At 67.7% G+C, this 11833-nt stretch carries 13 protein-coding genes; all 13 read left to right on the top strand.

The window, feature by feature from the left end; translation table 11 throughout:
• Positions 1-50 precede the first annotated feature (50 nt).
• Positions 51-1523 (top strand): cutinase family protein, encoded by a 1473-nt coding sequence (locus NBRGI_RS12220; protein WP_051727686.1) that lies wholly within the window; start codon positions 51-53, stop codon positions 1521-1523.
• 126 nt (positions 1524-1649) lie between these two features.
• Entirely contained in the window at positions 1650-2360 is a 711-nt protein-coding gene (locus NBRGI_RS45115) for a hypothetical protein (protein WP_148310790.1), read from the top strand.
• Positions 2361-2364: 4 nt separating this feature from the next.
• Positions 2365-3021, top strand: coding sequence for a hypothetical protein (locus tag NBRGI_RS12210; protein ID WP_148310789.1), 657 nt, complete (start codon positions 2365-2367; stop codon positions 3019-3021).
• Positions 3018-3311: a hypothetical protein gene (locus NBRGI_RS12205; RefSeq protein ID WP_029895615.1), complete on the top strand. Its 294-nt coding sequence runs from the start codon at positions 3018-3020 to the stop codon at positions 3309-3311. Before NBRGI_RS12210 ends, NBRGI_RS12205 begins: the two co-directional genes overlap by 4 nt.
• Positions 3312-3413: 102 nt before the next feature.
• A complete protein-coding gene (locus NBRGI_RS46335) occupies positions 3414-4310 on the top strand; it encodes an alpha/beta fold hydrolase (protein ID WP_081878016.1) in 897 nt (298 codons plus the stop codon).
• Entirely contained in the window at positions 4307-4537 is a 231-nt protein-coding gene (locus NBRGI_RS12190; RefSeq protein ID WP_036558685.1) for a hypothetical protein, read from the top strand. The genes NBRGI_RS46335 and NBRGI_RS12190 overlap by 4 nt, the downstream gene beginning before the upstream one ends.
• A gap of 55 nt (positions 4538-4592) precedes the next feature.
• The gene (locus NBRGI_RS43685) at positions 4593-5204 is read left to right on the top strand and encodes a hypothetical protein (protein WP_235210926.1); all 612 of its coding nucleotides are present in this window, start codon (positions 4593-4595) and stop codon (positions 5202-5204) included.
• A gap of 13 nt (positions 5205-5217) precedes the next feature.
• The gene (locus NBRGI_RS45110; RefSeq protein WP_051727683.1) at positions 5218-6033 is read left to right on the top strand and encodes a hypothetical protein; all 816 of its coding nucleotides are present in this window, start codon (positions 5218-5220) and stop codon (positions 6031-6033) included.
• Positions 6030-7445, top strand: coding sequence for a hypothetical protein (locus tag NBRGI_RS12175; RefSeq protein ID WP_029895605.1), 1416 nt, complete (start codon positions 6030-6032; stop codon positions 7443-7445). The genes NBRGI_RS45110 and NBRGI_RS12175 overlap by 4 nt, the downstream gene beginning before the upstream one ends.
• Positions 7442-8914 carry an SCO6880 family protein gene (locus NBRGI_RS12170; protein WP_029895603.1) on the top strand — a complete coding sequence of 491 codons (1473 nt, stop codon included), beginning with the start codon at positions 7442-7444 and terminating at the stop codon, positions 8912-8914. The genes NBRGI_RS12175 and NBRGI_RS12170 overlap by 4 nt, the downstream gene beginning before the upstream one ends.
• Positions 8911-10692, top strand: coding sequence for a hypothetical protein (locus tag NBRGI_RS12165; protein ID WP_148310788.1), 1782 nt, complete (start codon positions 8911-8913; stop codon positions 10690-10692). The genes NBRGI_RS12170 and NBRGI_RS12165 overlap by 4 nt, the downstream gene beginning before the upstream one ends.
• Positions 10689-11168 (top strand): hypothetical protein, encoded by a 480-nt coding sequence (locus NBRGI_RS12160; protein ID WP_029895599.1) that lies wholly within the window; start codon positions 10689-10691, stop codon positions 11166-11168. The genes NBRGI_RS12165 and NBRGI_RS12160 overlap by 4 nt, the downstream gene beginning before the upstream one ends.
• A gap of 103 nt (positions 11169-11271) precedes the next feature.
• Positions 11272-11833, top strand: a 562-nt coding sequence (locus tag NBRGI_RS43680; RefSeq protein ID WP_148310787.1) for a hypothetical protein, incomplete at its 3' end; no start/stop codon positions are given.

The following is an 11833-nucleotide window of genomic DNA, read 5'->3' as shown; positions in this document are numbered from 1 at the left end:
GAGGGTGTGGGCAGGCCCCCTCGCCAACCCCTCCAAGGAGGTGAAAAACCATGCACAACACCGTGAACCTCACGACCGTCACGTCCACACGTGTGCGCGTGATCGCGACAGCGTTGATGGTGTTCGCTGTATCCGGCATCGGGACGAGCGCGGTCACCGCAGCGCCGGATACGAGCGTGCCAATCGGCCCGAAGTGCCCTGCCCTCTACGTGTTCGGGGTCCAGGGTGGTGATGAGACGAGCCCGGATGCGCAACTCAGCAGCGACAGCGGCGCGCTGGGGCAAATGTTCGCACCCCTCGCGGCGAAGGCCGGGGACTCGGTACAGCGCTCCTACATCCCCTTCGGCCGCGACGGCGACGGCGCGGACCTGTCCTACGAGGACGCGGTCACCGCGGCAGAACAACGGCTCGAAAACGCGGCCGCCGAACTCGTGCGTCGCTGTCCGGCAACCAAACTCGCCGCCGCTGGCTACGGCCAAGGCGCACCGGCAGTGTCGCGATTCGCCCAGCACGTCGGCACCGGCTCCGCCCCGATCGCGCCTGAACAGGTCGCGGGAATCGCGCTGCTGGCGAACCCCACTCGCGCAGCGAACACACCCGCCCTGCCCGGCCGACCTCAAGCTGGCGGCCCCGCGCCCGCACCCGGTACCGAGGGCCAGCAGACAGCGACCGTCGCGCTGAACAACCCCGCACTGACCGGTGCCGGTATCACCGCCGCACCACCGTCGAGCTATGGGGCGCTGACCGGCCGGATCGCCGATCTGTGCGTGCCAGGCGACGCAACCTGCGACGCCCCCATCGGTGGGGCGCTGGCGACGACGGTGGCCAATATCGCGGCCCGCTCGGATCTGCGCGACCCGATCGCGGCGATTTCCACTATCGCCGAGGCATTGTCGGCGACAGCGTTCACCACCGCGGTCGATGTGGTCAACGAAGACATCCACGGCACCAGTCTCGATCAGCTGTCATACGAACCCGCCAAACCGCTCGGTCAGCGCCTGGCCGAAGCATCCCAGCCGAACGCCACACCACCAGGCCCGCACGACGCGCTGGCGGCGCTGATGAAACTGGGCACCATCGGGCTGAACGCGGTGATCTCGGTTGCGCAGAAGGTGATCACCCCTCAAACCATCGCCGAACTCGCGGTTGTCGGCATGGCCAACCCGTGGGCCGCGGTCGCGGCCCTTGGCGCGAAAGTCGCCGACGCTGTCGTCGAGCTCGTGCCGCCACAAACCGCGAGCCGCTGGATCAATGCCGCGTTCGAGGCAATTAGCAGCACCGTCACCGACCAGCGAGAGCTTTACCGCGTGGCCAGTTCGGCCCAGTACAGCTCCACCACCGGCCGCCACGGCTCCTACCAGAGCACACCGGCCACACCGACCGGCAGTTCACCGCTGACCGCGACCGCCGAATGGTTCACCGCCCTGGCCCACGACCTCGCGCGCGCCACCCCAGCGCTCGCCACCCCGCAACCACAGACCAGCACCACCACCGCAGCAGCGACGACCAGTGGTGGTCGTTAAACCCCTCCGGGTGCACCGGATCAGACGACGACCCCACTTTCTTTCCGTCGCCTGATTCTCTCCCCGGCACTGCACCCGGAGGGCCCCAATCTCACATCCGCGCCACCGGCGAAGGAGGCGAACGCCATGCCCAGCACCCATGCCCCACACGACCCCCAGATCGAACACGGCTGGGGATGGTTGCAACCGACACAACCCGCAGCCGTACAACCGATCTCGCCCACCCGCGCCGATGGCGAGGACATCCCCGGCGGCTCGGAATGGCAGTGGATCAACCTCGACGCCGAACCACCGGCTCCAGAGGCAGAATCGCCGAACCGGTTGCGGCACTGGTGGATAGGGCTCGCGCTCACCGCCGTGCTGAGTACCGCTGGTGCTGGCATCTGGGTCGGCAGCCATGCCGGAGAACCGGGCACGGCCACCGTTCAGCCCACAGCAACCGCCGCACCGCCGACCTCCGCAGCGGCAGCAATCGGCTACGCGTGCACGGGCTTGTCCGGGACGACGGTCACCGACAACGCCGGCGACACCGCCAGCCTCACGGGAGTGATCGCGGCGTTCGAACACGCCTACTACGTCCAACGCGACGCCGCGGCCGCACTCGCCTTGGTGGCGCCTACGGCAGGACTGACCCTCGAGGGCCTCGCGGCGGGAATCGCCTCGATCCCTCCCGGCACCACGCACTGCGTCGCGATCACCCCGCTCGCCGACAACCTCGCCGAGGTGCACCTGGCCGAACGCCACCTTGACGGCTCACGCATGGACTACCTGCAACTGATCAACGCCGGGGCCGGCGAGCACGGCACCGTGATCATCAACATCCAGAAGCGGGGCTGAACCGATGAACGCCGCGCCCCTGCAAATCCACCGGCACACTCTGGCACGAGGTCGGCTGGATCCGGCCACAATCGTCGGACCCGCTCCGGAACGCATGGCGCCGGTCCGCGACACTCCACTGCCCACGACCGCCGAACATCCTCCCCTGTTCGCGGTACTCGGCGCGCACGGCGGCGCGGGTGCTTCGACCTTGGCCCGCTGGTGGGCTCCAGCGGCCGACACCGGCCCGGCCTGGCCCGGCTCACCCCGCACCACCCAACGCGTGCTCATCGCCGCCAGGCTGTGCATACCCGGCCTCACCGCCGCCGCGGAACGCCTGCGCGAATGGCACGCCGGATCCGCCCCGCCGGGAGTCACCGTGATCGGGCTGGTGCTGACGCCGGCCCGGCCCGGCGCGGTCCCGGCCGCGGTGCGCCGCTACCGCGGCGTCGTCGCGGAGCTGGCCGAGGAGGTCTACACCATCGACTGGCACGACGAACTCGTCGTCCTCGACCTCACCGAACTCGCCCGGTACAGCCCATTCGATCCCGCCCCCGTGCGCCGCAAAACCCGGCTCACAGAAGCAGTGCCACTCGACGTGCACCGAGCCGGCGCACGCATCATCAGCCGCCTCGCAGCCAGCCACGCTGCTACACAACAGGATTCGGAGGATCAATCATGAGTACCGCGCACACGATCAGTGAGGCGCTCACCCTGCTCGCAGACATCACGATCACACCGCGCAACCCGCCGGAAATGGACAAGTTCGTCAACCTCGTGAACTACCTGGCCTGGTTCGTTTCGCTCGCCGGGATCGCGGCGGTGATCTACGGCGGCGGCAAATTCGGCTGGGAACGCTTTCACGGCGGCGCTGTCGAATCACCCAAGATCATTTTGGGCGCGCTCTTCGGCGGCATCGTCGCCACCAGCGCCGGGCCGATCATGAACGCCGTCGTGACTGGAGGCGGATAACCCTATGCGCGCCTCCCGGATTCATCCCCACCTACGCACAGACATATTCCGCGACCGGGTCAACACGATGTCCCCGCCGCCTCCTCGCCACGAGGTTCCCGCATGATCCCCACCCTTGATGACCACGCTTTCGCGATCACAGCGTACGACGGGCTCCGGCTTTCAGCCATACGCACAGGCACGGCCTCGGCACCGGCCTCGGTGGTCTACGTCCACGGCATGCTCACCAATGCCGGCTACTGGCTGCCGTTGATCTCACACTTACATCGCCACCTCGACGGCGGCATCGCCCAGATCCGCTACGACCAGCGCGGCCACGGCCACTCCGACCCCGTCACATCGCGCACACGCTTGAGCCTGCGGACGCTGGTCGAGGACCTCGACCGCGTTCTCGACCACGTACATGGCTCCATCGTGCTGGTAGCCCATTCGGTGGCCTCCCTGCTGATACAAGAATGGGTCAGCCGTGACCCACACCGGGCACGCGACCTGGCTGGGATCGTCCTGTTCAACGGATGTAGGGAATTCCCTTACGCGCCAGCAACATCCAATGAAGTGATACCCGAACCTCATCAGCGGCTCGGGCGCCACACGATGTGCGAACAGCTTGGCCGCTACCTCTATATGGCACCGCAGCGCGACCGATGGAGCCGCAGATGTCCGCGAACATCTGCTCTGGCCGAGACCTTTCAGCGACTGCATGAGCCGATCGAGACCACGATGGCGGATCTGGCCGCCTACCCGCGCGCCATTCTGAGCGCCGAGGCCATCGACGCTCTTCGGGGCATCCCGACCTGGGTGCAGACCGGGCAGCTCGATCCCGTCGTCGCGCCGCGCTGGTCGCGCCAACTGGCCGAACAGATCTGGGCCGAGTACGACACCGTCCCCGGCGCCGGGCACTCGCTCCCGCACGTCCATCCCGACCGCGCCAGCGAACCGATCCTGGCAGCACTGGAAGTCGCCTACCGGACCCATCGGCTCACCGGCGGTGTCTCTTGACCGCCAAACCGCTTCCCCCTCATGTGCTTTCGCCTCTGGTCGAGCTCCTGGGCTATCTCGCCTGGTTCGTCTTACTGATCTGTATCGCCCGGGCAATCTGGGCCGGCGGGCAACTGGCGATCCGCCTGTATCGCGAGGAATCGATCGAAGGACTGATCGGCTCGCTCGCCGGCGCAGCGCTGGTGGGATCTGCGAGCTCGCTCGCCATCCACGTCCTGCCGACCTGACCGAACGCTGGAGAACTCGCCCGTGAAACTTTCCCGCACAACCAGATTCGTCGCAGTGGCGATCCTGACCCTCACCGGTCCTATCGCGGCGGCCGGTCTGCTGGCATGCGGCAACACCGACCCCGCTGACTCCACGGACCACGGGATCTCCACGACCGTTCTCACCGCCGCACCGACCGCGCTGAGATGGACGACCTTCCAAGGCGTCGAGCTGCCCCTCGGCAGCGAGGGCCCGCACCAGATCGACGGCGCGGTCGCCACCGGATTCGATCGCCGGCCCGCAGGTGCGGCCCTGGCCGCGATCCACGCCACGGTCCGGATGTCAATCGCCACCGACAACCAATGGCCCCTGGTCGGGCAACGCATGCTCGCCGCCGGTCCCGGCCGTGATGCCTGGGCAACCGCACGCGCCCAGATCTCGATCACCGCACCCATCACCAGCGGGCCACCAAAAGTCCTGGGCTACATCATTAGCCACTACAGCCCTGATGCCGCCAACGTCGAGGTCTACAGCCTATACCCCGACAACTCCGTCACCGCCAACCACACCCAGGTGATCTGGCACGGCGAGGACTGGCGCCTACAGCTTCCCGCAAACCCCACCTCCAGCCCGGTGACCGCACTGACCGAACCCCCGGCCGAGATGGTCGCGCTCGCACCGCGATAGGAGAGCACCCTCGATGAAATCGTTCCGCCTGCTGATCATCCTGCTCACCAGCATCGCCGCCCTCGTCGTCGCGGCGTTCGCCTGGACCCTGACCCGCGCCGACGACACCGCGCACACGCCCGCAGACCCGGTCACCACCACGATGCCGACCTCGCGGACCTTCCCCGACCCGCCGCAGAGCCCGCCGGTAACCCGGCCACCGACGACCGATCTGTTCGGCACTCGCCTGGAAGTACCCGCAGAGGAATCCGGGGTCGCGCTCAAACAAGAACCCGGCACGCGCCCCGACCCAGCGCGCCCGGACTACCTCAGCGCGGCACCGGCCCGCATGCAGTGGCAGCGCGGATGGGGCGGAGCCGCGTTGCCTGTCTCCAGTAGCGACGGACCGGCACGGATAGTCCATGGTGTCGCACAGGATTTCGCCCACACCCCGCAAGGCGCGGCGCTGGCCGCACTCGACGCCCTCGGGCGAGCACTGGCAGCGCCCGAGGGAATCTGGCAGCAGGTCGTAGCGCAGCGCTACTACGGTGGCGGATCCGCACTGGTGAATCGGTTCGCCCGCTCCCGCGAAAACACCCCCGCCGCGGCCCGATATGTCGTTGTTCCGGACGGCGTGCGTGTTCGCCCCGGATACCGCGACGACCTGGCCGTCGTGGAGCTCGCCAACCGGACGACAGGCGGCGGCTACCGGATCACGACCTGGCCCATGGCCTGGATCGACGGGGACTGGCGCGTGCGCGTACCCGAGGACATCGAAACCCTCTGGGGCACAGGAACACCTACCCCGACGCTGGATGAGGGCTTCGGGCCGTGGCAAGGACAGCCATGAACAACTTCGCGCATACCGGCCCACCGATCCACACCCAGCTTCCCGGCATCTGTGACCTACCTGGCGGACCACAGCAAGCCTGCGAATACCTCGGAAACGCCGCCTCCGACGTGGCGAATTCGGCCTTCGACGATCTGGTCAACACGCTCGGCGACGGCATGGCCAAGTTGTTGCGGATGGTGATGACCTGGTGGACCCACTCACCTTCACCGCAACTGACGAACAGCGACGGGAGTCCAGGACCTGTGTTGGCTGCGATCAGGGACTACACCAGTGGACTGCAAGTCCTTCTCCTGACCGGCGGGCTCCTGTTCGCCGCTGCGCGGTTGGCCCTGGCCAAACGCGGGGGGACGGCCGGGGAAGCACAGGAGTCGTTTCTGATGCTGGGCCGCGCGGTGTTCGCGGGCATGACCTTCGCCGTGGTGATCACCGCGGGAACCCGCGCCGGAGAACAATTCTCGACCTGGGTGATCCAAGACGCCAGCCGAGGCGACCTCGATGGAGCGGTCGCCAATCTGGTGAGCTTCGATTTGAAACACGGCAGCAGCCTGGGAACTGGCGGGTATCTGGTGCTGTTTCTGCTCGGGACCATCAGCATGCTGGTGCAACTGACGATGATGGTCATCCGCCAGGCGCTGCTGATTCTCGTGGTCGCGGTCCTGCCCATCGCGGCCGCCGCGTCGGGGACTGGTCCGGGCTCCCAAAGCTATAAACGGCTGCTGAGCTGGTCGCTGGCCTTCCTGTTGTGGAAACCGGTCGGCGCGCTGGTGTACGCGATGAGTTTCACCGTCGCCGGACGCACCCAGGATCCGCAAATGATCCTGCTCGGCCTGATTCTGCTGGTGATGACCGTTGTCGTGCTCCCCGCACTCATGCGCCTGATCACCCCCGCAGTCGCCACGCTCGGAGGAGGAGGCGGCGGAGCCGGCGCGGCCCTGGCCGGCGGGCTCGCAGGGGTTGCGATGGCGAGCGTAGGCAGCGGCGGCGGCGCGGAAGGACGCAAAGTCGCCGAAGGCGAGCACTCCCCGGGAGCAGCCGGGGCCGGAGCAGCACCACCGTCACCACCGCCACCGGGCGGCGACGGTCGAGGCCGGTCGATGTCCGGTGACTCCGGCGACAGTGGCGGCGCACCGCCCGTCGGCGGTGGACCAGGACCAGGTAGCGGCACCCCGTCCGGAGGCGGTGCGACACCGGCGAATCCGCCCGGCGGAGCCAAGCCCTCAGGTGTGGCGGCGACCGGTGGTGCTGGGGAGGCGGCCGCGACCGGGGCAACGGGGGCAGGGATGGTCGGCGCCGCGGTGAGTGCCGCTGGGCAGCAGACAGTCTCCGCGGCCGAGAGCCAGATCCGGGAGGCGACCGAGAGCGGTGGGCTGGACCCGGATTCGCTGGGCCCGGGGGAGGTGCGGCGATGACCCCACGGATGTACGGCCGCTGGGAACGCCCGCGCAGCGCAGGCTTTTTCGGGCTCACCTGGGGTGTATCGATGCTCGGACTCGGGCTGATCATCGCCATCATGGTCGGGTTCATGATCACCCGGTCGCTGAGCGCGGCCGCCGCGATGATCGTGATCGCCGCACTGGTATTCACGCCGCTGGCCGTCGTGCGCAATGGCCGGACGGGATGGGAAATCGTGCTGCTCCGAGTGCAATTCGCCACCGCCCGCGCCCGCGGCGAGCACATCTACCGGGCGGGACGGTTCTCCCGCATTCCGGGCGTCGCCAAACTGCCAGGGGTGATGGCGGATTCGCGCCTGTCGGAATACGAGACCGCGGGCGGGAAACGGTTCGCCATGATCCACATCCGCCGCACCGACCACTACACCGTCGTGCTGCGCGTGGTGCCGCGCGGTAAGGAGCTGGTGGATCAGTCCCAAATCGACTCCTGGATAGAGGGATACGGGCAATTCCTCGCCGCGCAAGGACGCGGCGGAGAAGTCGTGGCCGTGACCTCGGTCCTGGACAACGTCGTCGAAACCCGCCTGCGCCAGGCACGCGAGGTCACCCGGCTCATCCGGCCGAGCGCCCCGCGTTACGCCAAAGCGGTGATGCGCGAGGCCGCCGCCGACACCGGCGGGGTCGGCGTACGCATCGAAGCCCGGGTCGCGATCACCTACCGCGCGATCGGTAAGGGACGTATCCGCCGCGACGAGGCCGAACAGGCCCGCGAAATCGGCCAGCGCCTGCAAGGGGTGCTGTCCCAGCTTGCGCGGGCCGGGCTACCGGCGACTCCACTGCAAGCGTGGGAAGTCCTCGCGCTGGTGCGCACCCGCTACGACCTGGCTTCCCAACGCGATTGCGAGGCCGCGGGCCCCGACATCACCAGCACCCAATCCTGGGCGAGCGCGGGGCCGATCGCCCACCACAACCGGTGGGACCATTACGTTCACGACGGAGCGCGCTCGATCACCTGGGAGATGGACGCCGCACCACGTGGGGCGGTGATGGAAACCGTCCTCGAGGAACTGCTGCGCCCGCGCGCTGACGTTCCCCGCAAACGTGTGGCCGTGGTCTACCGGTTGCACTCGGCCGCCGAAGCATCCACGCTAGTGGACTCCGATTTCCGCGACGCGGTCGCCGCCCAGCAGACCGAACGCGGCATCGCCTCGGCCTCGGCCGGCATCCGCGTCGGCAACACCAAAGCCGCTCGGGAAGAACAAGCTCGCGGTGCCGGCCTCACCCGATTCGGTGCGCTGGTCACCGTCACCGACCACCTCGACGGTGACCTGCCCGGAATCGAAGCCTCCATGAAAGCAATGGCCTCCGCGGCACGTCTAGGGGTGCGCCGCTGCTACGGCAGCCAGGACAGCGCCTTCGCCGCCAGCCTCGGCATCGGGCTGATCCTGCCCGAACACACCAGCGTCTCCAAACGGGTGTCGGCATGAGAAGAGTCAAGCAGTCCACCAATTCCCGACCTGCTCGTACCGAGCTGGTTGCCGGTGTGCGGGTGCTCAGTCCCGGGGCGCGCACCGCCACCGAGGCGGCCGCCGCCACTCCCGGTCTCCGCGGATGGCGGGCACGGATGGCGATATCGACCGATGATCACCGCCGGTCCACCGCGGCGCGTCGCGTGGACAGTTCGGGCGATGGCTTCGACCGATCGCTGGCCGAGTTGTCCGATCGCGGATACAGCGGGATCGGCGGCGGCCGCGCCTCGGTCGTCACCGCGACTCCGGAATGGCGCGGCACCACCGTCCAAGTCGCCGGCTTGTGGCCGTGGGCGGTGGGCGCGAGCGCGCCCACCGTCGGTACACCGGTCGGGATCCACTACATCACCGGCGGCCCAGTGCATTTCGACCCCATGTCGTGGTTTCTCAAAGGGTTCCTCACCGCACCGCTCTGCTTCGTTTTGGCGCTCAACGGGTTCGGTAAATCCAGCCTGATCCGGCGCATGGTCACCGGTGCGGTCGCCGCAGGACGGACGACATTGTGCCTGGGTGATACCAAACCCGACTACCGCGACCTGGTGCTCGAGCTCGGCGGGCAGGTCATCGACGTCGGTTACGGGCACGGCATCCTCAACCCGCTCGATGTCGGTGCCCTCGATGCCGTCCTCACCCAACTCAGCGATCCCGACCAGCGTCGTCAGATCGCCGCGCGCGTGGAAGCCGGACAGGTCAACATCGTCGCGGGTTTGATCGAACTCGTCCGCGGCGCGCGCGTGGCCGACTACGAGGAAGTCCTGATCGCGGCCGGGTTGCGCGAACTCTACAGCGACACAACCAGGCTCAGCCACGCACGGCCTCCGATCCTGTCAGACCTGCTCAAAGTCATCTCCGAGGGCGGGGACCGGCTGCGCGAGTTCGTCGAGGAAGACGACGAATGTGCCTACCGGTCCGCCACGAAAACGCTGCGCCGTTCCCTGCGGGCCCTGGTGGAAGGGCCATTCGGCGCGATATTCAACGGCCAGACCACCACTCGCCTCGATCTGGACAGCCCGGCGATCTGCATGGATGTCTCGCGGATCCCCGAAGGCGACACCAAACTCCTGGCCGCGGTGCTGATGGTGTGTTGGAGCGACGGATTCGGCGCCGTCGCCGCCGCCCACGCCCTCGCCGACGCCGGCCAAGCACCGCCGCGTGCCTTCGAGATCGTCATGGACGAGATCTGGCGCGTCCTCGGAGTCGGGGAATTCATGGTCGACAGAGTCGACGCGCTGACCCGCCTACACCGGAAGGAAGCGGTCGCGCTGACCATGTGCTCCCACACAGTCAAAGACCTCTCCGCGTTCGATTCCCCTGCCGCACAGGCGAAAGCGCTCGGCTTCTTCGAACGCGCCCGTGCGAAACTGATCGGCCCGGTCGGCCCCGAAGAGATCAACCGCATCCGCGGCGCGATCGGCATCACCGAAACCGAGAAACTCCTGGTCACCTCCTGGGCAGCACCACGCCCACCCAGCGACGACGACCTCGACCCCACCCGGCGTGAAACACCGCCCGGCACAGGATGCTTCCTGCTCAAGACCGGCGAATCCAACGAACCCGGCATCCCGTTCCGCATGGTATTCACCCCCACCGAACGTGCCAGCGACGTGCACAACACCAACCGCCGCTTCGACAACCTCCCCGGAACAGCGCAGGACATTGCACCAGCCGATGTGAACTCGGGACGTGCGTCGATCTCCGATGGTGCTCGCCTGCGAAGAGACGGGTCAAGCCGATGAGTGCGCCTGCCGATTTCGTAGTGCTTCATACCGACGGCACAGCCAGCTGGGGTTGCGGCGACGTCGACAGCATCATGGATGCGCTTGGTGTCGATAGAGCGTTCCTCGACGTCAGCGGTGCGGGCCGGATACAGATCTGGCACACAGACGCATCGGCCGACCCGAACCCGCTGAGTGAAAGAGTTCTCACCCGCCTGGGGTATCGGCATCCGGCTGGCTGGAACGGTCCCATTGCACTGACCACGAGGGCGCTCGGCCGGATGGATCTTGCCGCACCATTGGCGGCTGATGTCTGCGAGACGGTGCAGGAGCTGGCTACGGCCCCGAGCGGTGCCGCCGCTACAGCCGCGGGGTCCTTCACCACGACGATGATCGACGCCGCACTTCCGCCGGGCCCGGATTCCGATCTGGCTGGCGACGGGGTCCCGGCAGAGCCGGACCTGCCACAGGTACCAGAGGCAGGAGTCGACCTATGAATTCTGCCGATTTTCAAATGGGAGATCCCATCGGCCGCGTGGCCCGGCGCCGTCCAGGTGCCGAAATGCGTTCCATCGCAGCCGCTGTGAAAGGGAATCAAAGATGAACGAGGACGACCTATCTCTACCGCGGGCTGAGCTTGCTGGGTGGCGTGCACGATTACTGGATCGCATCCAGGAGATCGGGACTCGTCGGCAGATGGGGCTGCAGCACAGCTATCCGGTCTACCGGCCCGATCACGGGCGCGGCGCGGCGGCGATCGAGAGTTGGCGCTCGCGCTCGCGCGATCTGAAGGATCTGGAGAACGAACTCGAGGTCCGTGCCGCGCTGACCGGTATTCCCCCGAGGTTGATTGCCGCGGCGCGTGAGGGCGGTTTGTCCGGTGAGCGGTGGAGCGAGCAGATCAGCGACGCCCCACCGGTGCGCGCCGAAGATCCTGGCCGGGCACCGTTGCTCGATGCCATCGCCGAAAACATGTGGGCCCTCGAGCACATGGCCGCGATCGACGTTGCGGTCGGGCAACGCGGCCCGACGGGTGCGCGTCTCGGCGTTGATCCGTTCGCCGAGCAGTACGACCGCAACATGGCCGCGGTCTGGGATCGGGTCAACGCCACCGCGGTGGCGGCCGAGCTGAGCGAGACAGAGCAAACAGAGCTGTGGGGCC

It is taken from the genome of Nocardia brasiliensis IFM 10847 (genome assembly GCF_000710915.1).
GTDB lineage: Bacteria > Actinomycetota > Actinomycetes > Mycobacteriales > Mycobacteriaceae > Nocardia > Nocardia brasiliensis_A.
The sequence above is the reverse complement of the archived record's forward strand: the minus strand, read 5'-3'. Positions and strand labels throughout refer to the sequence as shown.

Excerpts from the sequence above, each read along its gene's own strand:
- NBRGI_RS12170 (WP_029895603.1), top strand. The coding sequence starts at position 7,442 with ATGACCCCACGGATGTACGGCCGCTGGGAACGCCCGCGCAGCGCAGGC.
- NBRGI_RS45115 (WP_148310790.1), top strand. The coding sequence starts at position 1,650 with ATGCCCAGCACCCATGCCCCACACGACCCCCAGATCGAACACGGCTGG.
- NBRGI_RS12205 (WP_029895615.1), top strand. The coding sequence starts at position 3,018 with ATGAGTACCGCGCACACGATCAGTGAGGCGCTCACCCTGCTCGCAGAC.
- NBRGI_RS45110 (WP_051727683.1), top strand. The coding sequence starts at position 5,218 with ATGAAATCGTTCCGCCTGCTGATCATCCTGCTCACCAGCATCGCCGCC.
- NBRGI_RS12210 (WP_148310789.1), top strand. The coding sequence starts at position 2,365 with ATGAACGCCGCGCCCCTGCAAATCCACCGGCACACTCTGGCACGAGGT.
- NBRGI_RS12160 (WP_029895599.1), top strand. The coding sequence starts at position 10,689 with ATGAGTGCGCCTGCCGATTTCGTAGTGCTTCATACCGACGGCACAGCC.
- NBRGI_RS12165 (WP_148310788.1), top strand. The coding sequence starts at position 8,911 with ATGAGAAGAGTCAAGCAGTCCACCAATTCCCGACCTGCTCGTACCGAG.
- NBRGI_RS46335 (WP_081878016.1), top strand. The coding sequence starts at position 3,414 with ATGATCCCCACCCTTGATGACCACGCTTTCGCGATCACAGCGTACGAC.
- NBRGI_RS12175 (WP_029895605.1), top strand. The coding sequence starts at position 6,030 with ATGAACAACTTCGCGCATACCGGCCCACCGATCCACACCCAGCTTCCC.
- NBRGI_RS12220 (WP_051727686.1), top strand. The coding sequence starts at position 51 with ATGCACAACACCGTGAACCTCACGACCGTCACGTCCACACGTGTGCGC.